We start from the raw sequence: 23,194 nt of genomic DNA, 5'->3' as shown, positions 1-23,194 counted from the left end.
ATTGGCGAAGGTCAGTTCGGACACGCGGGGCTGAAGCTCGGCGAACAGGGCGTCCAGCAGCGGCTTGTCCGCCAGGGCAAGGGGGCGGGAGTCGGGGTGGCGGGGAATCTCCATGGCGTTCTCCACCCTAGAGCAGGATCACCAGCACCACCCCGCCGGCAATCACCGACAGGTTGCACGCCGCTGAAATCCCGTGAAGCTTCGAAAACTCGCGCCTGAGAGGATGATCCTTGGTGGTGGTTTCGAAGGAGGGAATCTGACGCTTGAGCTCCGCGGCCTTCGGCTCGACATGGAATGCCTGGAATGCCGTGACGGCAAGCATCACTGCCATCAGGGCCGCGGCCGGAATCCAGCTCTTTCCCCTGACGACCAGGAGCGCCACCAGGGCCACGGCGCCGCAGGCGAGCCCCCAGCGAAAGTAGCCCGGGAAGAGATAGCCAACGATGCGCCCGGCCGCGTCGCGGCTCTCGGAACGGAAGATGATCGGGGTCAGGATAAAGGTGAACAGGGCGGCGCCGCCGACCCACAGGGCGACGGCCAGGCGGCAGAGCGCGGAAACAAATGACACGGTAAACCTCCCTTACGGTGCTGGTATGCTTTTTCGGATCCCGAATCCCGAGTCCCTGCCTTTCACGGCGTTTCCCGGTCCCCGAGGGCGAAGCGCTCGATGATCCACCGGGCAATGCTGCGGTGCTGTGGGAGCGAACCGGGCATCCGGTCCACGCTGAACCACCTGGCATCCTCGATTTCATCGGGATCGACCCGGATCTCGCCGCCTGCGTATTCGGCCACGAACCCGGCCATGAGCTGGCTCGGGAACGGCCAGCACTGGCTCCCCACGTAGCGGATGCCGGCAATCTCAACCCCGGCCTCTTCCCGCACTTCGCGGCGGGCACACTCCTCCAGGGATTCGCCGAAATCGAGAAAGCCGGCCACGAGGCTGTAGCGCCCGGGCGTCCACTCGGGCTTGCGGACCAGGAGGAACTCGTCTCCCCGCCTGACAAGGATGATGGCGCAGGGATGGATGTGGGGAAAGTGCTCGGTCCGGCACGAGGGACAGTGCTTGCCCCATCCGCCGGCAAGGCGTTCCGTGGCACCGCCGCACCGCGGGCAACGGGTGCTGGAGCGCTCCCAGTGCAGAACCTGCTGGGCAATGCCACCCAGGGTCAGGGTCACGTCATCCAGACACTCCCCGCCTGCGTTGAATGGTTCAGCAGCCAGATGCGGCGGCAGCTCCGTCCGGGCGCCGACGCGGACGGCCCTGACCGGCATCCCCTGCCAGCGGCCCATGAGAACAGGCTCGGACTCGACAAAAAGCCCTTCCGGCAACGTCCCGCAGGGAAGCGCCAACCGGCCGCCCTGAGCGGCAACGACCAGCGAACCTCCGCGCAAAATGGCCCAGATGCCCGGTGAGTCGTCATCGGGGATGCCGGGATGGAGCATGTCGAAGCTGTCGCCGAGGACCGCCGCGTTGAAGGGGAAATTGACCGTATCGGGATAGCGCATGGGGCCTCCGGAGGCTGTAGAAGGGGGCGTCTCCGCAACCGGCGCCGTGACGCGGGGACTGGCGGCGCGCCGTCTGCGCCCCCGCAGACCGTTGCCTGCGAACAAGCTCTAATGATACCTGCCCCGCCGCGCCCGCGCAACCGTGAACTGTGCGGGTTGTTTCGCCTCCTCAGGGATTTCCTGGCTTGCGCGGCACGACATGGAGCCGGTATACTTCCCCTACGCCACCCACTAAACACTTTGGCAACAAAAAAGCATCAAGCAACTATGGAAATCTCCATGACCGAAAACAGGAACACGTCCGAAACCTTGCCGTTGCTGGTCATAGGGACGGGAATCCTTGCCGGGCTCTACCTGACGAGCTTTTACAGCTTCATTCTGTTCCATGTGCTGGTTGAGCTCTTCTCCGTGGTCATTTCGGGCGGGATATTCGTCATTGCCTGGAACTCGCGCCGCTTTGCAGCCAACGGGTATCTGCTGGCCATCGGCATCGCCCACCTCTGCGTCGGCGGCATCGACCTGCTGCACACCCTCGCCTACAAGGGCATGGGGCTCTTCCCCGGCTTCGACGCCAATCTCCCCACCCAACTCTGGATAGCAGGACGCTACCTGCAGAGCGCCTCGTTCCTGCTGGCCCCCTTTTTCATCGGCCGCCGGCTTCTGCCGCACACCCTGCTGGCCGCATACCTGGCCGTCACCTCGCTGACGCTCGCCGCCATCTTCGCCTGGCAGGCCTTTCCCGTCTGCTTTGTGGAGGGGGTCGGCCTCACCCCATTCAAAAAAGTCAGCGAATACATCATTTCCGCAACCTTCGTGGCAGCCCTGGCCCTGTTGAGGCTCAAGCGCAGGGCTTTCGACCGCCGGGTCGCCAATTATCTGTCAGGGGCCCTCGCCCTCATGGTGGGAGCCGAACTGGCCTTCACCTTCTACATCGACGTCTTCGGCCTGAGCAACCTGGTCGGCCACCTGTTCAAGGCAGCGGCCGTGCTGCTCATCTACCGGGGACTGGTCGAAACGGCCCTGACCCGCCCCTACGACATCCTGTTCCGGGAACTGGCGGAACGGGAAGAGGCCGTGCGGGAGTCCCACCAGCGCATCTCCGCCATCCTCGAAAGCATTACCGATGCATTCTTTTCACTGGATCACTCATGGTGCTTCACCTACCTGAACGGGGAGGCGGAACGGCTGCTCGGGCGCACCAGGGGCGACCTGCTGGGGAAGAGTATCTGGGAGGAATTCGCAGCTGCCTCGGGCACCAGGTTTGACGTGGAGTACCGCCGCGCCGTGGCGAGCGGAGCGACCGCCACGTTCGAGGAGTACTACTCTCCCCTCGCCCGCTGGTTCGAAGTTCACGCCTACCCCTCGCGGGACGGGCTCTCGGTCTTTTTCCAGGACATCACCACCCGCAAGCGGGCCGAAGCCGAACTCCGCGCTTCGGAGGAACGCTTTGCCAAGGCCTTCAACACCGCGCCCACCATCATGATCATCGCATCCCTTGCCGACGGACGGTATCTGGAGGTGAACGGGGCGTTCGAAAAGGCCCTTGGCTGGCGGAAGGAAGAGGTGCTCGGCCGCACATCGTACGATCTCGGCATCTGGATTGACAAAGCCGAGCGCGAAGATGTGCTGCGCGAGGTTACCGGGCAGGGCTCGGTCCACGACCGGGAAATCGTGTTCCGCAACAGGAACGGTGAAACGATCATCGGACTCTACTCGGGCGTCATTATCGAACTGAACGGCGAGCAGTGCCTGCTGAGCCTTGTCCGGAACATTACCGCCCGCAAGCGGGCCGAGCAGCAGGTCGTCATCCTCAACAAGGAATTGGAGGCCCGGGCGGAGGTGCTGGAGGAAACCAACTGCGAACTGGAGGCGAGCGTCGAGCAACTGGAAGCGGTAAACCGCGAACTGGAGGCCGCCAACGAGGAACTGGAGGCGTTCAACTACTCGGTATCCCACGACCTGCGCCGCCCCCTCACCAACATCAACGGGTTCTCCCAGCTCATTCTGGAGTTGTACGGCGGTCAACTGGAAGATCAATGCCGCGATTTCGTCCGCAGCATTTACGACGAAACGCGCAACATGGACCATCTCATCGGAACCCTGCTCAACTTCTCCCGGATCACGCGCTGTGCCATGAAGCCCGAAACGGTAAACCTGAGCACCATGGCCCGTCAGATAGCCGAAACCCTGAGGATGGGCGAGCCGGAGCGCAGGGTCAGCTTCCATCTGACCGAAGGGGTGACGGCCCGGGGGGACGCGGGGCTACTCCATGTCGTACTGGACAACCTGGTGGGAAATGCATGGAAATACAGCAGCAAGCGCGCTGATGCCCGCATCGAGTTCGGCGTGACCGGCAGAAGCGGCGCCGCAACCTACTTTGTTCGCGACAACGGGGCCGGCTTTGACATGGAACTGGCGGAACGGCTCTTCGCGCCGTTCCAGAGGCTCCATCACACCGACGATTTCGAAGGGCACGGCATCGGCCTCGCCACGGTGGCGCGGATCGTCCAGCGCCACGGCGGGAAGGTCTGGGCGGAAGGAGAGGTGGGACAGGGGGCCACCTTTTACTTCACCCTCTGCTGAAGATAGGACACGAACGCCCTGTCCATGCCGCAGACATGGTCCACGAGCCACTGGAACAGGGCCCGGACGGTTTCGATCACCAGCAGGTTGGTTGCCCCCTGCTCAGCGAGCGATTCCCTGAAGCCGCAGAGCTGTTGCCGGAACGTCTCGTGGGCCGTGCGATGGGAATCGGCGTCGGGATAGTGGCATTCCCGCAGCAAGGTTTCTTCCTCGCAAAAATGCTCCTCGGCGTATGATTCGAGGAATACTATTGTTTCCTGCAACTCGTGCCTTGCGGTCCCTCCCGTGAGGGCATCCATGAGCCGATGGAACCGGTCGAAGAGCTCGCGGTGCTGCCGGTCCACTTGCTCGACCCCGATCAGGTACTCATCCTTCCATACAACCATCAAATTCTCCCTTCTCTATTTGTACTGCAAAGGTCGGCACCTTTCGCCGGCCCTCCGCCATGCCGCGCGGAACCGGCCCGCGATGTCCCGGAGATTTTCGGAGAACGCCGAGAGGGGGTGGGCCGCAGTGGCGGCCTCCTCCGAACCGCGGGAGGACGCGTCGATCGCGTCCGAGACCTGCTGGAGGTTCATGGTGATCTGGTCGGTGGTGGCGTTCTGCTGCCCGGAGCCGCCGGCGATCCGGCTCACCAGCTCATTTGATTGCGTGCTCATCCAGCTTGCGGTAAATGGTCCGGCGGCTCATGCCGAGGAGCTTCGCGGCCTTGGTCTTGTTGCCGCCTGCCCGGACGAGGGCATCGCGGATCAGGGCTGCTTCGTCCGTTACCCTGGCCGCCCGGGGTGCCGGAAGACTCGGGGCGGCCGGAGCCAGGTCGGCGGGCAGGTGATCGGGCAGGATGACGTGCCCTTGGCACAGGATCGCCGCATGCTCCAGAACGTGTTCGAGTTCGCGCACGTTGCCGGGCCAAGGATGGGACATCAGCGTGTCCAGCGCCTCCTGGGAGATGGTGAGGGGGTTCCTCTCGAAGCGGGCGGTCAGGCGCCCGAGAAAGTGCTCCACCAGCGGGGAGATATCCTCTTTGCGCTCCCGGAGGGGGGGGAGTTCCAGGTGCACGACCTTGAGCCGGTAATAGAGGTCCTCCCGGAACCGCCCTTCGCGCACCAATTGCGCCAGGTCGCGGTTGGTGGCCGCCACGATCCGCACGTCGACCCGTATCGGTGTCGCATCGCCGACCCGTTCGAACACCTTCTCCTGAAGCACCCGCAGCAGCCTCAACTGCATGGCGGGCGATACGTCCCCTATCTCGTCCAGGAAAATCGTTCCGCCATCGGCCTTCTGGAAGCGCCCGTCCTTGTCCCTGAGCGCGCCGGTGAACGCCCCCTTCACATGGCCGAACAGCTCGCTCTCCAAAAGAGTTTCGGGAAGTGCGGCGCAGTTGACCGCCACAAAGGGCTTGTCTGCACGGCGCCCACCCCGGTGGAGGGCATCCGCGGCCAGTTCCTTGCCGGTTCCGCTCTCACCGGTGATGAGGACGGTGGTATCCACGTCCGACAGGGCCTCCAGCAGCGCATAGAGCCGCTGCATCGACGCGCTGCCGCCGACCAGCGACAGGTGCGAACGGCGCCCCGAGGCCCGGCGCTCCAGGTGGTCGAGACGGGTTTCGTCCCGGGCCACGAGGACCGCTCCGTCGAAACCTTCCAGTTGATCCAGCAGGGGCGACGTGGCGGCGGCGATCACACGATCGGGCTGCCCCTGCCTGCGGCAGACGAATCGCTGCCCTTCGATGGGCCGGCGTTTGACGAGGGTCTCTTCCAGAAGTTTCAGGCACTGGTGCTGGCAATCTTCGGGGCAGAAGAGCTCTTGAGCCTCGACCTTGCCCTTCGTGATACCGCAGAGGGTGGCGGCGGCAGTGTTACAGGCGATGAGCCGCATTCCCCGGTCAACGGTGACGATGGCATCCTTGACGCTGCGGAAGATCGCCTCCAGGTTGGAGCGGTACTGGTCCTTCTCCCTGGAGACCAGATGGTGGCGGATCGCCATGCGGGCGACCCGGACAACGGTCTCCTGCTTCACCGGCTTGGGAATATAGTCGTAGGCGCCGAGCCTGAGCGCTTCAGAGGCGGTATCGATGTGGGGATAGCCGGTCACCATGACGAAGGGGACGTCGAACCCGCGCAACCGTGCCTCGCGCAGCAGATCGACGCCGGTCCAGCCGTCGAGGACGATATCGGCAAAGACGAGATCGAACCCTGCGGGCAGGGCCGCCAGGGCTTCTTCGTAGTTCGATGCCACCGCCACCTCGTAGCCCTGGTGCTCCAGGAAGCAGCGGAAAGTATAGCGGAGGCTCTCCTCGTCGTCTACCACGAGAATGCTGTATGTCATAGCACCTCCTCGGAGGGAAGGTCAATGCTCACCAGGGTGAATTCCCCTTCGCGGCTCTCGATGGAGAGCCTGCCCTCGTGGTCGCGGACGATGTTCTGGCTGATGCTGAGCCCCAGGCCCGTCCCCTTGCAGGTGGGCTTGGTGGAAAAGAACGGCGTCATCACCTTGTCCTTGATGGCGTCCGGGATGCCGGTGCCGGTGTCTTTGAAGCCGATCCGGATGTACGGGCGGTCGTCGATGAGCACGCGTTCGCCCCGAATTTCCAGGATCTTGGCGGAATGGAAGCCGCGGAACTTCTCGTTGAGGGCATAGCGGGCGTTGCTGATGATGTTGAGGAAGACCTGCTGGAGCTGCTGATGGCTGGCCCTCACGCGGCCCAGGTCCGCCGGCACCCCGACCTTGAGGGTGATGCCGTCCTTGCGGATCTGGGCCTCGGTGAGGGTGAGCGTATCGGTCAGCACCTCGGCGACGTTGCAGGGCAGACGAGCGCCCATGCCCTCCCGGGCAAAGAAGAGAAGCCCCCGGACGATTCCCGCCACCCGATCCCCCTCCCGGATGATCCGCTCGGCGATATCGCGCTCCTTGCAGGCGGACGGCAGCCAGTTCACCAGCAGTTGCGCATAGTTGATGATTCCGTTGATGGGGTTGTTGATCTCGTGGGCCACGCCGGCCGCCAGTTCGCCCAAGGCGGCCAGTTGCCCCGACCGGAGGGCCTCTGCCTGGAGGGAGACCATCTCCGTCATGTCCGAGGCCAGTTCGATGATGCCGCGCACGGTGCCGTCTTCGCCGCGCACGGGAAAGTATCTCATGTCCCATATCTTGCCGCCGGCGGATGATACGCGCTCGTAGAAGGGCTCGCCCGAGCCGAGCGACGTGCGCACGGCAAAGGCGTCCGACGGTATGCCCCGCGCCCCCTTGAGGGAGACGAACTCCTGACCCGTGAGCCGCTCGACGTAATCCCCGTAGAGGTGCTCCGCGCTCCGGTTGGCCCAGAGCAGTTTCAGGTCGGTGGAAAAGAGGACAAGGCTGTCGTTGATGGAGTTCAGGAGCGCCATCAGCTCGCCCGAAAGCAGACGGCTCGTGGCCTCGCTGCGCTGGAGGGAGACAAAGGCGTCCCGTGCCCGCAGCAGGTAGGGGAGGCGGTGGTTGAGGAGCATCCAGTTCACGGGCTTTTCGATGAAATCGGTGGCCCCGGCGTCAAAGGCGCGGCCGATGGAACTCACGTCGTCCAGGGCGGTCATGATGATGATCGGGACATGCTCGCCGCCCGGCAGGCCGCGGATCGCCGCACAGGCACCATACCCATCCATGACCGGCATCATGATGTCGAGGAGGACCAGATCCGGCGAGTGCTCGCGATACATCTCGACCGCCCGGGCACCGTCCTCCGCATCGGCCACGCGGTAGCCCGAAAGCGTGAAGAGATTGCGCAACATCTTGCGGGTCACCGCATCATCGTCCACCACGAGGATCAGAGGAGGCGCATTTTCCAGGGGACATTCATCCATAACATGTTTCATCCGCAATTGAGTGATCATACTATACCGTATCGGTCATAAGTATCGGTGAATTTAGATTTTTTTCAACCTCTCTCCGGACCGGAAACATTTTTTTGTCATGGTTGGCTGTTTGACAGAAAAAAAGGCTGCGTCTGCCGCAGCCCCATCGTTCCCCTTCCTTTCATAATGTTCAGCAGTTCAGCCGGCGTGCCGGCATCATCGCCCCCGCGCCATGGCACGCGCGGGCGCGTCGCGCCATCTACCGGCCCGGAGCATCAGGCTCGCCTCATCGGGGGCCACTGGCTTGCCGAAGAGGAACCCCTGGGCCTCGTTGCAGCCATGGGCCAGGAGGAATTCAGTCTGGCTATGGCTTTCGACCCCCTCGGCCACCACCTGGAGATTCAGGTTGCGCGCCACGGCAATGATGGCCTTGATGATCGCCGCGTCCTCGTGGGGCGAATCGATTTCCCGCACGAACGAGCGGTCGATCTTGACCGTGTTCACGGGAAAGCGCTTGAGATAGCCCAGCGAGGAGTAACCGGTGCCGAAATCGTCGATGGAGATCCTGACCCCCATGTCCCGCAGCTCGGAGAGGGTCCGCATGGTTTTGTCGGTCCGTTCCATGAGGATGCCCTCGGTAATCTCGAATTCGAGACAGGAGGGGGGCAGTTCCGTCTCGTCAAGGACCTCTTTGACCAGAGAGGTGAGGCTGCCGCTGGTGAACTGGTGGCTTGAGAGGTTGATGGCCATGCACAGATCGGAAAAGCCCTCGTCGATCCACACCCTGGCCTGGGTACAGGCGGTTCTCAGCACCCACTCGCCGATCCGGACAATCAGACCGTTCTTTTCCGCCAGGGGGATGAAGGTCTCGGGGGGAATCAGCCCCAGCTCCGGGTGGCGCCAGCGGGCCAGGGCCTCGAAACCGGTAATCTCACCACAGGACAGGTCCACCTTGGGCTGGTAGTGGACGAAGATCTCACCCCGCTCCAGGGCCTTGCGCAGGCTGAGTTCAATGGCGAGACGCTGCTGGGCGGCTTCGTTCATGCCCCGGGTGAAGAAGCGGAACGACGGCCCCCCTTCTTCCTTTGCGGCAAACATGGCCATGTCGGCGTTCCTGACCAGAGAGCCGGTATCTTCGGCGTCGTCGGGATACATGGAGATGCCGATGCTCACCGAGACGAAGATCTCATGGCCGTCGATCCGGAACTCCCGGGAAAACTCGTTGGTAATCCGCTGCGTCACCGCAACCACATCGTCGACGGAGTCCAGGTTCCCCAGCGACAGGATGAACTCGTCGCCGCCGAAGCGGGCGATAGTGCCGCACAGGTCGCTCCCTGCCCCGCTGGCCACGCAGTCGCTGTCCCGGACACACCCCTTGAGGCGCTGGGCCGCTTCCCGCAGCAGGTGGTCGCCGGCGGCGTGGCCGAGGGTGTCGTTGATGAGCTTGAAGTCGTCAAGATCCACGAAGAGAATGGCAACCTGCTTGCCGTCGCGCCGGGCGCGGGACAGGACGAGCTCCAGCATCTCGCCGAAGAATATCCGGTTGGGCAGTCCCGTGAGGCTGTCATGATGGGCCAGGTAGCGGATCATTTCCTCCGACTGACGCCGCTCCGTCACGTCGCGCACGATGGCGAGCACCGTGCCGGTGCCGTTGGCGACGATCCTGGCCTCGTGGGTATTGAGGCCGCCGGGGCCCTCCAGCTCATACTCACAGACCATCATGGTTCCCGTGGCAAGGGTGTGCCCGATCTGGGCCATGAACTGGGCTGCCGCACCCGGGGGGAGGAGATCCGCGATGGTCCTGCCGCGGAGATTTCCCCCGAACGCCGCATAGGCGCACCCATTGCCGGCGCGGAAATCGAGGATGGTCCCCTCGCGGCAGACATGGAGCATCATGTCCGGAATTGCGTTCAGCAGTGCCCGGTTTTGCGCTTCGCTTTCATGGAGTTCCTGAAGGACACGGCTTGATCTGACGAGGTAGGTGAGGTGTTCGGGGAGGGTTGAGACGTTGATCGGCTTCTGGACGAAAAAGGTGGCTCCCGCATCGAACGCCTCCCGGACCGCATCCGAATCGCCCAGGGCCGTCATCATCACGACGGGGACCCGCTCGCCCCCGGGCATCTCCCGCAGGACCCTGCACACGGTCATGCCATTCATGTAGGGAAGGATCACGTCGAGCAGCACCACATCGGGCCTGACCCTGCCGAACTGGACCACGCCTTCCCGGCCGTCACACGCCTCCACCACCACGAATCCGGCCTCCTTCAGCACCTCCCCGGCAAGGCGGCGCACCTGCCGGTCGTCTTCGATGATCAGAACGACCGTCGGCCGTTCCGGCACCCCGTCCTTCATGCCGCACACGGCATCAAACCCGGAAAAGCAGCGCTGTTGCCCGCCGGTGGAGGGAAAACGCTGTTCTTTCTTCTTGCGTATGTAGTGGCGCACGGTCCATTCGGCCGGCGGACCGGGCACTGGCCGGGCATCGTCGTCCGCGGCGGGAGGAGCCGGGCGGCCGCCAGGGACGAACGAGGCGAACGGCGCCGTTGCATCCGGGTCCGGTTGGCTCACCAACCGCATCACATTCCGCTGCCGCGTACCTTTGCTCTCCCTGCCCATTGGACACCCTCCCCGATATCATGACGTCATGCAGTGCGAGCTCCTGCCAATCAGATTACAAGTGTCGTGCCGCCGGGAGCGTAATAACCGTATCGGAATAAAAAGCTGACACCTCCTTGAAAACATCAATGATTCACTATTGATACATGTCCGTTACCCGACCGATGGGCAACCGGCAACGTCATGACCTGCCGTATCTACACACTGTCAAGTGTGCCGTGGCACGATAGTGTGACATACAGGTCTGTACCACGACACACTCGTGAGGAGGTCCATCGGAAAACCTGGCCGGCGGACAACAACTCAGCGTCGAATAAAGTTATTTTTTAGGTTATACTCAATGAGTGCCATCTTACCCGTACCTACGGGGTCACAGACAGGATTCATTTCAGCGTCAAACTGCGCAGAATCGATGGGGCCTTACATGATTCAGGGCGATCACGCCAAAGACGGCACGGCATCTGCAAGACAGGGGGACCCCCTCGTGCGGGCCCTGGTGGTTGCGGTGCTGGTCTTTGCCGTGAGCGCGACGATCGTTACCCTGATGGAGCAGCGCTATCACCAGGAACAGCGGCACATCGTGGCCGAAGTGGCCGCCGGGGCGGCCCATTCCCTGGACCGGCAGCTCTCCCGCTCCCTTTCCCCCACCTACGTCCTGGCCTCCATTCTCCGGGCCTACGGTTCCATCAAGGATTTCGACAGCCTGGCAGCCGACATGATAACGCAGTACGGGGGCATCAGCGCGCTGGACCTGGCCCCCCACGGCAAGGTTTCGGCCGTCTATCCCCGGGCGGGCAATGAAAAGGCCGTCGGCTTCAACCTGCTGGACGACCCGACACAACGGGCCGAGGCCCTGCACGCCATCAACAGCCGCTCACTCACCCTGGCGGGTCCTCTGGAGCTCAGGCAAGGGGGAACGGCCCTGGTGGGCCGGTTGCCGGTTTTTCTGGAAACGGAAGCGGGACCGGAGCGCTTCTGGGGATTTGTCATCGCGGTCCTGCGCCTCCAGGATTTTCTCCCGGCAACCAACCTGGGCAGCCTGGCCCAGAGTGGTTACGATTACGAACTATACCGCTCCCACTCTGAAACGGGAAAGCGTCAGAGCATTGCCCGCTCCACCGACTCCCCCCTCCCGGCCCCCGTCACCCACGTGATAGAGGTGCCCAACGGCCAATGGGTCCTGGCGGTGGCGCCCCGGGGGGGCTGGCCGTGCTCTCCCCTCTATGTTCCCGGCTACGGGCTGGCTGTGACGGTTTCGCTGCTGGTGGGGGCCTTGTTCTTTTCCACCCAGCGCCAGCCGGCGCTGTTGCGTCGCCTGGTGGCGGAAAGGACGAAGGAGCTGGAGCGCACCAACCGGGAGCTCACCACGAAAGTTACCGAGGTGGAGCAGGCGCGCGCGGAAATCCGCACCCTGAACGACCAACTGGAATTGCGGGTTGCCGAGCGGACGGCCCAACTGGAGAACGCCAACCGGGAGCTGAGTTCCTTCAGCTACTCGGTCTCCCACGACCTGCGGGCTCCCCTGCGCCACATCGCCTCCTACGCCCAGGTCCTGCTCCATGAACAGGGCGACAAGCTCGATGGGGAGGGAGTGGAGATCCTGGGCCGGATCCATGCGGCGGGAGCCCGGATGGGGGAATTGATCGACGCGCTGCTCAATCTCTCCCGGATGTCCCGGGACGCCCTGCGCTGCAGACCGGTCGACCTGGCGGCACTGGCCCGTGAGATCCTTGACGAACTGAACACGGCGGAGCCGGAGCGCCGCGTGTCGGTCACCCTCCCCGACCGGCTGGAGTGCTGCGCCGACCCGGACCTCATCAGGTCGGCGCTACGGAACCTGCTGGAAAATGCCTGGAAGTACACGGCCAGGAACCCGGATGCAGCCATCGAGTTCGGCGTGACCCAGGATGCGGGCACCCCGGTCTATTACGTGAAGGATAATGGAGCGGGCTTCGACATGAGGTACGCGGGCAAGCTGTTCGAGCCCTTCCAGAGGCTCCACGGCGAAGGGTGGTTCGGCGGAACCGGCGTGGGCCTTGCCACGGTGGACCGGATCATCCGCCGCCACGGGGGCAGAATCTGGGCAGAGGCGGAGTTGGAAAAGGGGGCTATCTTCTACTTCACGCTGAGCGGAGATGAGGACAACCTTGCGGAGGAGAAGTGACAATGCCGGGAACTCCCGGCATTGTCGGCAACATCTGGCGGACAACCACTACCCGGCGGCCCTGAACCGCCCCGCTGCGGCATGCTGCTCTTCGGCAAGGCCGGCAGGTCCAGCGGGATCAGTTTGAGGGACAACGTCAGTGCTGCCGGCCGTGCAGGCATTCTCATCCCTATCCTCCCGAGCACTCATCCCGACAGTCCACGCCGCCCTATGCCGCCAGCCGGAACTGCCCCACCAGCCGCTGCAACTCCTCGGCCTGGCGTTTGAGCCGCTCCGCAGCCAGGGCCGACTCCTGGGCGCCATGTGCCGTCTGCTGGACGACATCCGTAATCTCCTGCATGTTGCGGCTGATCTCATTCGTGGTCGCGGTCTGCTGTTCGGCGGCGGTTGCGATCTGGTGCACCTCGTGGACCACGTCGTTGATCCGCGAAAGGATGTCCTCCAGCGCCTCACCCGACCTGGCGGCCTCGCCGGTGCCGCTTTCCACGTCCCGCACGCCTTCTTCCATGGAGCTTACCGCATCATGGGTTTCCGACTGGATCGCCTTGATCATGCCGGCAATCTCGCGGGTCGCCCGGGTGGTGCGCTCCGCCAGGGCACGCACCTCATCGGCCACGACCGCGAAGCCCCGGCCGGCTTCCCCCGCACGGGCCGCCTCGATGGCGGCATTCAGCGCCAGCAGGTTCGTCTGGTCGGCAATGTCTTCGATCGTCTCGATGATCTCCCCGATCTGCTCCCCCCGCGCCCCGAGCTTTTCCACGGTACGGGCCGCCGCGTTCACCCGCTCGGCAATGCGCCCCATGACCCGCACGGTGGACTCCACCACGCCGGCCCCGTCATTGGCCGACAGGGAGGCACGGTTCGCCCCCTCCGACGCCAGGGAGCAGTTCTGGGCAATCTCAGCGGATGTGGCGGCCATCTCTTCGCTGGCCGTGGCCACGGTGCCGGATTGGGCCGCCACCTCCTCGGCGCCGGTGGCCATCTGCTCGGCCGTATCGTAGACATGGGCCGCCGCCGACGCCACCTCGGCGGTGGTCAGGGCGACCCGGGAAATGATGCCGTGGAGCTTGTCGGTGAAGGTGTTGAACCAGGCGCTGATCTCGCCCAGCTCGTCGGTCCTGTCCGCATTGAGGCGCTTGGTGAGATCGCCCTCCCCTTCGGCCATGTCCTTCAGCATGGCAAGCATGGTCCGCAAAGGGGCCGTGATGCTGCCGACGAGAAGGAGCCCCCCGGCGAGTGCCAGGACAAGAAGCACCAGGGTGATGACTCCGTCGCGGACAATGGCCGTTGAAGCGGCAGTGGCGAGCCGGTCAGCCGTTGCCATGACCCCGGTCGAGAGGTGGTCCTCCACCTGCTTCATGGCATTGATCTTCTCGGTAATGGTCGTGAACCAGACCCGGGGGTCCACGCCGAACGCTCCCTCCCGGTGCCGCTCAAGTGCCCTGCTGCGCATTTCATCTACCGTGGCGGCGGCGGGGCTGGCCATCTTATCCTTGAGCAGAGCCACGGCCCCGTCGCTCGCATAGGCGGCGAAAAGGCGGAGGTAGGCGTCCTGAGCCGCCAGGATCGAAACGAAGCGGCGATAGGTCTCGTCATCGAAGGAACCGGCCGTGAATACGGCATTGAGGGTTGCCCGCTCGCGCCCCGCCTGCTCCTTGGCATTGATGAACGCGGCATAGGCACTGATCTCACGGGAAAGATCGTGGTGGGAACTGGTGCGGGCGATCCGCGTAACGAGATCGGTAAAGGAGCCGATGAGCCCCGAATAGAAGGCGAACGAGTCCTTGCCCGCCAGGTGGAGCGACGTGGCCGATCCGCGGATGTCGCCAAGCCGGCCCAGATCGGCCATGGCCGTGTCCAGTGCCGCGCGCGCCGGTGCAAGCCCTTCGCCGTTGGCCGCGACAAACGTCTTGAGATCGTTGATCCGGCTGTCGGTTTCGTTGCGCTGGCGGTTCAGCTCATCGCCGAAACGGGCCCCTCCGGACGCCAGGAACCCGGCGGTCATGCCCCGCTCCTTCTGCGCCTCGTGAATCATGGCGCTCGCCTTGACCGCCAGTTGCGTCAGGGTCCTCACGCTTCGTGCGCTTGCCATGGCGCGGTAGTTGCCCGCCATTTCCATGGCGGCAAAGTAGACAAGGCCGAGCAGGGGAAAGAGAAGGATACAGAGCATCTTTGATCTGATCTTCATGGTGACCATCCGCGTTAACTCCTTCGCATCGAGGGATGACAGCAACCGGCTACTCCGGCGGATCGCACCATATTCCACCCACCAGGGTGTCACGATTCGTTGCAGGCATTACACTACTCCATATCGGGATTTTCCCGATTGACTTTAGGTAAAATACAATTTGTTACAAAAAAGCCGGCAACAGGCGCGGGCTCTTACAAAGCCAGGATCGGCAGCACAGCACCTCAGCCGCCATTCCGTGAACGTATACGCACGCCGGGCACCGGACAGCGTATACGTTTACCCTCGCGAGACAAAAAAAGGGGCCGGTCGAAACCGGCCCCTGACAGGGGGGAACTGATGGGGTTTTGCGGATATCAGACGATGCTCAGGCGAGCTTGAACTTGCACACCAGGCCCTGAAGCTCCTCGGCAAGTTTCGCCAGTTGTTCTGCGGCCTGGGCCGACTCCTCGGCGCCTCGCGCGGTGAGTTGGACCACCTCGGTGATCTGCTGAATGTTGTTGTTTATCTCCCCCGTGGTTGCGGTCTGCTCCTCGGCGGCGGTGGCAATCTGGCTCACCTGCATGGTAACGCCGCCGATCTGCTCCAGGATCGCCTGCAGGGCCTCGCCCGACTTGGATGCGTTGGAAGTCCCTTTTCCCACCTCCCTGACCCCCTCTTCCATGGAGATCACGGCCCCCTTGGTTTCCCCCTGGATCGCCTTGATCATCTGGGAGATCTCCTTGGTGGCCTTGGTGGTCCGTTCCGCCAAGGCCCGCACCTCGTCGGCGACCACGGCGAAGCCGCGCCCCTGCTCGCCGGCACGGGCCGCTTCGATGGCAGCATTGAGAGCAAGGAGATTGGTCTGGTCGGCGATATCCTGGATGGTGCCGATGATCTCGCCGATCTGGTCGCTCCGCTCACCCAGGGATTCGACGGTGTGCGCTGAATCCTTGACCCGCTCGGCAATGTGGTTCATGACGGTGAGGGTCTCCTGGACCACATCCGAACCGGTCTCGGCCCGGTCATTGGCATGGCGGGAGCTCTCGGCGGCCAGGGAGCAGTTGTGGGCGATCTCGGCCGAGGTGGCGGCCATCTCCTCGCTGGCCGTGGCCACGGTGGCGGCCTGCTGGGCCACTTCCTCGGCGCCGGTGGACATCTGGATGGATGTGGCATGGAGTTGGGTTGCCGCGGCAGTCACCTGGGAGGCGTTCTGGGCTACCATGCCGATGATCTCGTTGATCTTGGTCGCGGTACTATTCACCTCGCGCGCCAGCAGCCCCATTTCGTCGGCACTGTCGACGTCGGCCCGGGCCGTCAGGTCACCGGATGCCACGCTGGTGAGAACGTCGAGCACCTTGTTGAGCGGGGCACTGATGGAACCGGCGATGGCCATGCCCGCAACGGCGGCAAAGCCGACCACGGCCAGCACGATCACCACCATCACGATGAACGAACGCCGGTACGAGGCCATGTCCGCTTCGTACATCCGGTGAGCTCCTGCGATATTTTCCTGCACCATCGATGCGATGATCTTGGCCGGGGTGTCGTAGAGGGGGGCCACGCTCTGGGTGGCAAAGGCCACGGCCTCGGCCCGGCCCGCCTCATCGCCCTTGGCGGCAGCGGCCTTGATCTGTTCGGCGAGTCTCGTCCCCTTCTCCATGTAGGATTCAAAACCGCCCCTGAACTCGGCAAGGGATTTTTTGTCACCATCCGTCAGTTCCTGCTTGCCCAGATCGCCGAGGATCTGCTTGATCCTGTCGGCGGTCTTCAGAAACTCCTGTTCCTTACCGGCAATCTTTTCCGCATCTTTCATGGCGAGCATGTAGACGAGCGCCAGCCGCATCTCCAGGAAATCGCTCTTCATGCCGGAAAAGCCCGCCACGCGTTCCATGCCGGTGTTGGCCTCCTTCACGCTGTTGCTCAGGGCGCGCATATTGTTGAGTGCCATTGCTCCCAGCACCACGAGCCCCAGACACCCTGCGGCCACCAGGGCGAAAATCTTTGTCCTCACTTTCAAGTCCCGCCACGCTTTCATCGTATCCAGTCTCCTTCCAGAATAAAGATAATTTCCTAACTCGACATAACCAGCTAATGTTATTATCATTTACATAAGTATATCGGCACGATCCGACCAAACTTTAGAAAAAAGCAATTCAATACCAAAACAGCAACAATTCCATGTCAGTTCAGAGAACATGAATATTTAACAACGATTACACAGCCCTGGTATCGGAAATGATCCATTGCATTCCGCCCCCGATTTCCCTAGACTTATTTTTTTAATCCCATGCCGTCAGGAAGTATCGCCATGACCATACGCCTCCCCGCAGAGTGGGAAGAGCAGGACGGGGTGCTCATCGCCTGGCCCCATCCCGACAGTGACTGGCACCCCTGGCTCCGGCTGGTGGAGCCGGTCTTCGCCCAGATCGTCCGAGAGATCACCCGGTTCGAGACCGCCCTGGTGGCGGCGGCCGACGGCGAGCGGACCGCCGCGCTCCTGGAGGCCGTGGGCGCCCGCATGGACCGGGTAACCATCGTGGAACTTCCCACCAACGATACCTGGGCCAGGGACTTCGGCCCCCTTACCGTGGAGCGGGACGGTCGTCCCGTGCTGCTGGATTTCGGTTTCAACGGCTGGGGCCTCAAGTTCGCCGCGGACCGGGACAACCTGGTGACCCGCCGCCTTGGCCACCTGGGCGTTTTCGGCCATATCCCCACCGAAACGGTGGGGCTCGTCCTGGAGGGGGGAAGCATTGAAAGCGACGGCCGGGGCACGATCCTCACCACTGCCGAGTGCCTTCTGAATCCCAACCGCAACCCCCACCTCTCGCGGACGGAGATTGAGGAGGCTCTTGCCTGCCACCTGGGGGCCGAGCGGGTCCTGTGGCTCGAGAACGGCTTCCTGGCCGGAGACGACACCGACTCCCACGTGGACACCCTGGCCCGCCTGGCACCGGACGATACCATCGTCTACGTCCGCTGCGACGACGCCGCTGACGAGCACTATGCGGCGCTCTTCATGATGGAGAAGGAGCTGGCGAACCTGCGCACCCGCGAAGGGAGCCCCTACCGGCTCATCCCCCTCCCCTGGCCCCGGGCCTGCTTCGATCACGAGGGACAGCGGCTGCCGGCCACCTACGCCAACTTCCTCGTCATCAACGGCGCCGTTCTGGTCCCGGTCTACGACGACCCGGCGGACGAGGCGGCCCTGGAGGCCATTGGCCGGGCGTTTCCAGACCGCGAGATCGTCGGCATCGACTGCCGGCCCCTCATCATGCAGCACGGTTCCCTCCACTGTGTAACCATGCAGTTGCCCAAAGGAGTTCTGTCATGTCCAAACTGAGCGTCGCCCTTGTCCAGCAGAGCTGCACCGCCGACAAGGATCTGAACCTTGCCAAGAGCATCGAGAACATCCGCAAGGCGAGCGTCCTGGGCGCGCGGCTCGTGGTGCTCCAGGAACTGCACGCGGGGCCCTACTTCTGCCAGAACGAGGATACCGCCCATTTCGACTTGGCCGAGCCGATTCCCGGCCCCACCACGGAACTGCTCGGCGGCGTGGCCAAGGAATTCGGCGTGGTGCTCGTCTCCTCGCTGTTCGAGCGGCGGGCTGCGGGGCTCTACCACAACACCGCCGTGGTCTTCGAGAAGGACGGCTCCATGGCCGGCACCTACCGGAAAATGCACATCCCCGACGACCCGGGCTATTACGAGAAGTTCTACTTCACCCCCGGCGACCTGGGCTTCGAGCCGATCCGGACCTCGGCGGGGAACCTCGGGGTCCTGGTCTGCTGGGACCAGTGGTATCCCGAAGCCGCCCGGCTCATGGCCCTGGCCGGCGCCGACCTCCTCATCTATCCCACGGCCATCGGCTGGGACCCCCGTGACGAGGACGGGGAAAAGATCCGCCAGAAGGATGCCTGGGTCACCATCCAGCGAAGCCATGCCGTGGCCAACGGCATCCCGGTGGTGAGCGTCAACCGGGTGGGGCATGAGGCGGACCCCTCGGGAGTTCTCCCCGGCAGCCAGTTCTGGGGCTCCAGCTTCGTGGCCGGCCCCCAGGGCGAGATCATTGCCCAGGCATCCAACGACGGCGAGGAACTGCTCATCGCCGAACTGGATCTGGCCCGCAGCGAGGCGGTCCGGCGCATCTGGCCCTTCCTGCGCGACCGGCGGATCGACGCCTACGGAGACCTGCTGCGCCGCTACCGGGACTGAGAGGCCCCCATGCTCCAAGACAAGGAATTGCTCGAAGCGCTCTCCGGCGCCCGAGTGCTCACCTCCATGATCACGCCGGCGGTGCTCATTTCCGCCGCGGGCACCCTCATTTTTTCCACCTCCAACCGGCTGGGGCGCGTGTTCGACCGGGTCAACGGCCTGAAAAGCGAGATCGAGTCGGTCCTTGCCGGAACGCTCCCCTTTGCGGCGGAACGGATGGCGTTCCTGAGGGTACAGGTGCAGAAACAGCGGGTCCGCGCCCGGCTCATCCAACACGCCCTGGCGGCCCTCTACACGGCAACGGGCCTCTTCGTGGCATCGAGCCTCGGCATCGCCTTCAACGTGGCCTACGGCAGCAGCGACACCAGTTGGATCCCCACCGCCCTCGCCCTGGCCGGCGGCCTCTTCCTCTTCGCCGCCAGCGCCATCCTCATCTACGAAAGCCGCCACAACCTCACCTTCATCAACCGCCACATCGATTTCGTGGAATATCTGGAAGAGCAGTACGGCAAGCAGAACGGAAAACCCGCGGACGACATTTGAAATTCGCTTTCAATTTGTTACACTACTCTTTAAAAGATGGACATTTTCCCTTTGTGAGGAGGTCGTGTCATGGTCGGAGGCATCGGCATGGGTGGAGTCGGCTCACCGCATTCAGCGGAACGGGACCGGCGCAACGACGAACTCCTCCGCGGAGCGGAGCGAAAGGGTGACAAGGACGTCCGGAACGAGGTCAAAGACCGGGTAACTATCGGCGAATCCCCCGGGGAAACCAGGGAGGTCACCTATGGCAAGCCGCTGGACCGGGAGCAGTTCCTTGATTCGAAGTTTCTCATGCTGCGCGAGCTGGTGGCGAAGACCTTCACGGAGCAGGGCATTGCCACGGCCATCGATGCGGGCGGGGGGAAAACGGTAAACCTGGAGGACCTGACCCCCGATGAGGCGGCAAAGCTGGTGGCGGACGACGGTTACTGGGGGGTTGAACAGACGTCGGACCGCATCGTGGAGTTTGCCGCCTCCCTGGCCGGAGGCGATGTGGCCCTCCTGGAAAAGATCAAGGAAGGTGTCGTGAAGGGCTTCGACATGGCCAAGAAGGATTTCGGCATGGAGTTGCCCGAGATATCCCGGAAAACCTTTGAAGCCGTCATGCGAAAGCTGGATGAATGGGCGCAGCAGGCAGGCGCGAAGCCGGAGGGAGAGGAAGCGGCCACCTGAGACGGGCGCCGGCAGCCCTGCCGGCGCGGGTAACCGGCAGAACAGCGGAGGTGGGCCGTTCGAGCGCAGCAAGGATTCCGGCACCGGCCTGATAACTAAAGAAAAATGTGTGGTGCTCCTTGCAAAGGGGCCGTGTCCCCGTACAATTGGGGGCAGACTTTCGCACTAAAAGGAGGAGCGCCATGAAACGACTGATAGCAGCCGCACTACTCACCCTGTTCTGTGCCGGCCTCGCCGTTGCCCACGACACGGTCGTGGTCCTGGAAGCAAAGAACGGCAACGTCACCTTCGACCACAAGAAGCACGCCGGGGTGAAGGGCGAATGCAAAGCCTGCCACGAGACCGAGGCAGGGGGCAAGATCGCCGGCATGGGCAAGGACTGGGCCCACAAGACCTGTACCGGCTGTCACAAGGAGATGGGGAAAGGCCCCACCAAGTGCGGCGAATGCCACAAGAAGTAACAGTTGATTCCTGGAGAAAAAAGGGGGATGGCCACTGGCCATCCCCCTTTTTCATCATCCCCCGAAACGCCTGACAAAGACGCCCACGCCGAGCCGTTTGCGCAGCGCCCGGAAGTAGAGCTCCTCATACGCGCCCGCCGAATCCTCCCAGGTGAACCGTTGTGCCATGGCATTGCCGATGAGGGCTGACATGGCGTCCTTGCGGTGGTACCAGGTATGGACCGCCCACCCCACCGTGTCGAACAATGAGTCGGCATCGTGGCTCCAGAACTTGAAGCCGTTGCCGGTCAGGTTCTGCTCGTCGAAGTTCTCCACGCTGTCGTCGAGTCCCCCGGTGGCCCGGACAACGGGAAGCGTGCCGTAGCGCAGCGAGTACATCTGGTTGAGCCCGCACGGCTCGAAGGCCGACGGCATCACGAAGAAGTCGCTCCCCGCCTCGATCCGGTGGGACAGCCCGTTGTTGTAGCCGATATATAGCCCGAACTGTTCGGGACAGGCGCTCTTCACGTCTCCGAAGTAGAAGTGCGACCAGGGCTCGCCCGCCCCCAGCATGACGACCTGTACGTCCAGGGCGAGGATGCGGGGAATCGCTTCGGCCAGGATGTCGATCCCCTTCTGCTTCACCAGCCGCCCCACCATGCCGAACAACGGCACGTCCTCCCGCTCGGGCAGGCCGAAGAACCGCTGCACGTCACGCTTGCACAGCTTCTTGCCCGACAGGTCGGCACTGGAATAGTTCGCCACGATGTGCGGATCGGTCTCCGGGTTCCACTCGTCGTAATCAACGCCGTTGAGGATGCCGACCAGATCGGCGGCCCGTGCCCGCACTACGCCGTCGAGCCCCCACCCGTACTCCGGCGTCTGCATCTCCCGGGCGTAGCCCTCGCTCACGGTGTTAAGGACCGTGGCGTGATAGATGCCCCCCTTGAGCAGGTTGGTCTGGTTGTCCTTTTCGAGCCCCAGAAAGGTGAAGTGCTCCCAGCCGATGCCCAGGACCTCCATGGCGCCGGGGTAGAAATTCCCCTGGTGCTGCATGTTGTGGATGGTGAGCACCGATGCGGCACCGCCCACCAGGGGGTCGTCGCGGTAGAGGGTGTTCAGGAATACGGGCACCGCGGCCGTGTGCCAGTCGTGGGCATGGAAGACATCGGGCGCGAAGCCGATCATCCTGGGCAGTTCCATGGCGGCCCGGGAAAGGAAGATGAACCGGTTGTCGTTGTCCATGTAGCCGATGTTGTCTTCCTCGTAGAGCCCTTCCCGGCCGTAGTACCCCTCGTGTTCGAGGAAATAGACCGGCACGTCGGAGCCGGGAAGCCGCCCCTCCCAGACGCCGCAGTACTGGTTGCCCATGATCCCCATGGGGACCACGAGCACGCCGGGAAGCCGCGTCAGTCCGTACCGCTCCGGGTCGATCCGGTAGTAGCGCGGCATCACCACCCGCACATCGTGCCCCATGCGGGCCAGGTATCTGGGCAGCACCCCCACCACGTCCGCAAGCCCCCCCTCCTTGGCGAAGGGGACGCACTCGGATGCAGCCATGAGGATGTTCAGTCGTGTCATGTCGAATGCTCCGTAATGTGGAAATGGAAGTCAATCCGGGGAATTGTAGCCCGAACCCCCGGCGGCTCAAAGCAAAAATTCCATGCAGCGGCAATCTCTTCGTTCCTGACGGGCCATAACTTGTGATAGGCTCATGAATACCATCGTCACCCCTCACAGGAGAACCAGCAATGACCGACCTGCCCCAATCCTCCGGCGAACGCCATATCGAACGGATCATGGAGGAGCTCGACCCCTCATCGGAGCGCTTTCAGGTACTGGAAACCGCGAAAAAGTTCAAATCATCCTGGGTGGAGCTGGGCGACCGACTGCTCGGCGTGAACAACCGCAATCTCTACCGGGACTGGGGATACGGCAGCTTCGAAGAATATTGCACCAGGGAAGTCCGCATCAAGAAGGAAACGGCCCGGAAGCTGACGCTGGCCTATCGCTTCATGGAGCAGCACGAACCCCAGCTCCTGGCCCGGCGGGAAGAACCCCGTCCCCTCCCCGACTACCGCTCCATCGATCTCCTGCGCCAGGCTCGGGAGGAAAAGGGCTTTTCAGAACAGGAATACGCCGACCTGCGCAAGCGGGTCGTGGAGGAGGAGCGGAGCCACCCCACGGTGCTGAAGCAGTTCAAGGAGGTCGCCGGGAGCAGGCAGGAGCCGGTGCGTGACCCGGCGGTCGCGGTCAAGGGCGCTCTTGCCGCGGCGCGGCGCCTCGAAACCGCCCTGGCCGGGGTGGACGGGCTGTCGGACGGGCATCGGGAAGCGGTGAGAGGGCTGGTTACCCACCTGGAGAATGAACTGGAGGAACTGGCCGTGACGGTCGAGCACGGCTAAGGTTTCCCGCCCCGACGCAAAAAGGCCCGCCACCATGTGCGGGCCTTTTTGCG

18 protein-coding genes are annotated in these 23,194 nt (G+C 63.4%); 8 read left to right on the top strand and 10 right to left on the bottom strand.

What is annotated here, in order from left to right; all coding sequences use genetic code 11:
* Window positions 1-127 precede the first annotated feature (127 nt).
* Both AC6CDK_RS13570 and nudC read right to left on the bottom strand, forming a co-directional pair.
* Complete coding sequence (locus tag AC6CDK_RS13570; RefSeq protein WP_192905924.1) at window positions 128-568, bottom strand: DUF4149 domain-containing protein; 441 nt, start codon at window positions 566-568, stop codon at window positions 128-130.
* A gap of 62 nt (window positions 569-630) precedes the next feature.
* Window positions 631-1,506: an NAD(+) diphosphatase gene (gene nudC, locus AC6CDK_RS13565; RefSeq protein ID WP_192905925.1), complete on the bottom strand. Its 876-nt coding sequence runs from the start codon at window positions 1,504-1,506 to the stop codon at window positions 631-633.
* A gap of 279 nt (window positions 1,507-1,785) precedes the next feature.
* Here nudC and AC6CDK_RS13560 point away from each other — a divergent pair, with 279 nt between their 5' ends.
* Complete coding sequence (locus tag AC6CDK_RS13560; RefSeq protein ID WP_192905926.1) at window positions 1,786-4,089, top strand: MASE3 domain-containing protein; 2,304 nt, start codon at window positions 1,786-1,788, stop codon at window positions 4,087-4,089.
* On the opposite strand, the gene AC6CDK_RS13555 is transcribed toward AC6CDK_RS13560, so the two are convergent.
* The 5 genes from AC6CDK_RS13555 to AC6CDK_RS13535 form a co-directional block, all read right to left on the bottom strand.
* On the bottom strand, window positions 4,071-4,475 hold the full coding sequence (locus tag AC6CDK_RS13555; RefSeq protein WP_039645871.1) for a bacteriohemerythrin: 405 nt from the start codon (window positions 4,473-4,475) through the stop codon (window positions 4,071-4,073). The two genes, AC6CDK_RS13560 and AC6CDK_RS13555, sit on opposite strands and share 19 nt — an antisense overlap.
* Before the next feature lie 15 nt (window positions 4,476-4,490).
* Window positions 4,491-4,748, bottom strand: coding sequence for a hypothetical protein (locus AC6CDK_RS13550; protein WP_226048528.1), 258 nt, complete (start codon window positions 4,746-4,748; stop codon window positions 4,491-4,493).
* The gene (locus tag AC6CDK_RS13545; RefSeq protein WP_039645875.1) at window positions 4,729-6,417 is read right to left on the bottom strand and encodes a sigma-54 dependent transcriptional regulator; all 1,689 of its coding nucleotides are present in this window, start codon (window positions 6,415-6,417) and stop codon (window positions 4,729-4,731) included. The genes AC6CDK_RS13550 and AC6CDK_RS13545 overlap by 20 nt, the downstream gene beginning before the upstream one ends.
* On the bottom strand, window positions 6,414-7,925 hold the full coding sequence (locus AC6CDK_RS13540) for an ATP-binding response regulator (RefSeq protein ID WP_226048529.1): 1,512 nt from the start codon (window positions 7,923-7,925) through the stop codon (window positions 6,414-6,416). Before AC6CDK_RS13540 ends, AC6CDK_RS13545 begins: the two co-directional genes overlap by 4 nt.
* Window positions 7,926-8,132: 207 nt before the next feature.
* Complete coding sequence (locus tag AC6CDK_RS13535) at window positions 8,133-10,532, bottom strand: putative bifunctional diguanylate cyclase/phosphodiesterase (protein ID WP_039645878.1); 2,400 nt, start codon at window positions 10,530-10,532, stop codon at window positions 8,133-8,135.
* A 424-nt stretch (window positions 10,533-10,956) separates the two neighbouring features.
* Between AC6CDK_RS13535 and AC6CDK_RS13530 the strand changes: the two genes are divergently transcribed.
* A complete protein-coding gene (locus AC6CDK_RS13530) occupies window positions 10,957-12,696 on the top strand; it encodes an ATP-binding protein (RefSeq protein WP_192905927.1) in 1,740 nt (579 codons plus the stop codon).
* 208 nt (window positions 12,697-12,904) lie between these two features.
* Here AC6CDK_RS13530 and AC6CDK_RS13525 read toward each other — a convergent pair whose 3' ends face one another.
* Both AC6CDK_RS13525 and AC6CDK_RS13520 read right to left on the bottom strand, forming a co-directional pair.
* Window positions 12,905-14,893, bottom strand: a complete 1,989-nt coding sequence (locus AC6CDK_RS13525; RefSeq protein ID WP_192905928.1) for a methyl-accepting chemotaxis protein — start codon at window positions 14,891-14,893, stop codon at window positions 12,905-12,907.
* Between the two features lie 358 nt (window positions 14,894-15,251).
* A complete protein-coding gene (locus AC6CDK_RS13520; protein ID WP_192905929.1) occupies window positions 15,252-16,901 on the bottom strand; it encodes a methyl-accepting chemotaxis protein in 1,650 nt (549 codons plus the stop codon).
* Window positions 16,902-17,174: 273 nt separating this feature from the next.
* Between AC6CDK_RS13520 and AC6CDK_RS13515 the strand changes: the two genes are divergently transcribed.
* The 5 genes from AC6CDK_RS13515 to AC6CDK_RS13495 all read left to right on the top strand — a co-directional run bounded on the left by AC6CDK_RS13515 (window position 17,175) and on the right by AC6CDK_RS13495 (window position 20,757).
* Entirely contained in the window at window positions 17,175-18,209 is a 1,035-nt protein-coding gene (locus tag AC6CDK_RS13515; protein WP_039645884.1) for an agmatine deiminase family protein, read from the top strand.
* Window positions 18,197-19,081 (top strand): carbon-nitrogen hydrolase, encoded by an 885-nt coding sequence (locus AC6CDK_RS13510; protein ID WP_039645886.1) that lies wholly within the window; start codon window positions 18,197-18,199, stop codon window positions 19,079-19,081. Before AC6CDK_RS13515 ends, AC6CDK_RS13510 begins: the two co-directional genes overlap by 13 nt.
* Before the next feature lie 9 nt (window positions 19,082-19,090).
* Window positions 19,091-19,624, top strand: coding sequence for a DUF2721 domain-containing protein (locus tag AC6CDK_RS13505; RefSeq protein WP_082021149.1), 534 nt, complete (start codon window positions 19,091-19,093; stop codon window positions 19,622-19,624).
* 69 nt (window positions 19,625-19,693) lie between these two features.
* Complete coding sequence (locus tag AC6CDK_RS13500; RefSeq protein ID WP_039645888.1) at window positions 19,694-20,296, top strand: hypothetical protein; 603 nt, start codon at window positions 19,694-19,696, stop codon at window positions 20,294-20,296.
* A 182-nt stretch (window positions 20,297-20,478) separates the two neighbouring features.
* Window positions 20,479-20,757: a cytochrome c7 gene (locus tag AC6CDK_RS13495; protein ID WP_039645890.1), complete on the top strand. Its 279-nt coding sequence runs from the start codon at window positions 20,479-20,481 to the stop codon at window positions 20,755-20,757.
* A gap of 54 nt (window positions 20,758-20,811) precedes the next feature.
* On the opposite strand, the gene AC6CDK_RS13490 is transcribed toward AC6CDK_RS13495, so the two are convergent.
* Window positions 20,812-22,317, bottom strand: a complete 1,506-nt coding sequence (locus AC6CDK_RS13490; protein ID WP_039645892.1) for a glycogen synthase — start codon at window positions 22,315-22,317, stop codon at window positions 20,812-20,814.
* A 170-nt stretch (window positions 22,318-22,487) separates the two neighbouring features.
* On the opposite strand from AC6CDK_RS13490, the gene AC6CDK_RS13485 reads away from it, so the two are divergent.
* A complete protein-coding gene (locus tag AC6CDK_RS13485) occupies window positions 22,488-23,141 on the top strand; it encodes a hypothetical protein (RefSeq protein WP_066357712.1) in 654 nt (217 codons plus the stop codon).
* Window positions 23,142-23,194 lie beyond the last annotated feature (53 nt).

The sequence above is a fragment of the Geobacter sp. PheSNFMC genome (assembly GCF_059620965.1).
The sequence above is the reverse complement of the archived record's forward strand: the minus strand, read 5'-3'. Positions and strand labels throughout refer to the sequence as shown.

Excerpts from the sequence above, each read along its gene's own strand:
- nudC (WP_192905925.1), bottom strand. The coding sequence starts at position 1,506 with ATGCGCTATCCCGATACGGTCAATTTCCCCTTCAACGCGGCGGTCCTC.
- AC6CDK_RS13560 (WP_192905926.1), top strand. The coding sequence starts at position 1,786 with ATGACCGAAAACAGGAACACGTCCGAAACCTTGCCGTTGCTGGTCATA.
- AC6CDK_RS13555 (WP_039645871.1), bottom strand. The coding sequence starts at position 4,475 with ATGGTTGTATGGAAGGATGAGTACCTGATCGGGGTCGAGCAAGTGGAC.
- AC6CDK_RS13550 (WP_226048528.1), bottom strand. The coding sequence starts at position 4,748 with ATGAGCACGCAATCAAATGAGCTGGTGAGCCGGATCGCCGGCGGCTCC.
- AC6CDK_RS13545 (WP_039645875.1), bottom strand. The coding sequence starts at position 6,417 with ATGACATACAGCATTCTCGTGGTAGACGACGAGGAGAGCCTCCGCTAT.
- AC6CDK_RS13540 (WP_226048529.1), bottom strand. The coding sequence starts at position 7,925 with ATGGATGAATGTCCCCTGGAAAATGCGCCTCCTCTGATCCTCGTGGTG.
- AC6CDK_RS13535 (WP_039645878.1), bottom strand. The coding sequence starts at position 10,532 with ATGGGCAGGGAGAGCAAAGGTACGCGGCAGCGGAATGTGATGCGGTTG.
- AC6CDK_RS13530 (WP_192905927.1), top strand. The coding sequence starts at position 10,957 with ATGATTCAGGGCGATCACGCCAAAGACGGCACGGCATCTGCAAGACAG.
- AC6CDK_RS13525 (WP_192905928.1), bottom strand. The coding sequence starts at position 14,893 with ATGGTCACCATGAAGATCAGATCAAAGATGCTCTGTATCCTTCTCTTT.
- AC6CDK_RS13520 (WP_192905929.1), bottom strand. The coding sequence starts at position 16,901 with ATGAAAGCGTGGCGGGACTTGAAAGTGAGGACAAAGATTTTCGCCCTG.
- AC6CDK_RS13515 (WP_039645884.1), top strand. The coding sequence starts at position 17,175 with ATGACCATACGCCTCCCCGCAGAGTGGGAAGAGCAGGACGGGGTGCTC.
- AC6CDK_RS13510 (WP_039645886.1), top strand. The coding sequence starts at position 18,197 with ATGTCCAAACTGAGCGTCGCCCTTGTCCAGCAGAGCTGCACCGCCGAC.
- AC6CDK_RS13505 (WP_082021149.1), top strand. The coding sequence starts at position 19,091 with ATGCTCCAAGACAAGGAATTGCTCGAAGCGCTCTCCGGCGCCCGAGTG.
- AC6CDK_RS13500 (WP_039645888.1), top strand. The coding sequence starts at position 19,694 with ATGGTCGGAGGCATCGGCATGGGTGGAGTCGGCTCACCGCATTCAGCG.
- AC6CDK_RS13495 (WP_039645890.1), top strand. The coding sequence starts at position 20,479 with ATGAAACGACTGATAGCAGCCGCACTACTCACCCTGTTCTGTGCCGGC.
- AC6CDK_RS13490 (WP_039645892.1), bottom strand. The coding sequence starts at position 22,317 with ATGACACGACTGAACATCCTCATGGCTGCATCCGAGTGCGTCCCCTTC.
- AC6CDK_RS13485 (WP_066357712.1), top strand. The coding sequence starts at position 22,488 with ATGACCGACCTGCCCCAATCCTCCGGCGAACGCCATATCGAACGGATC.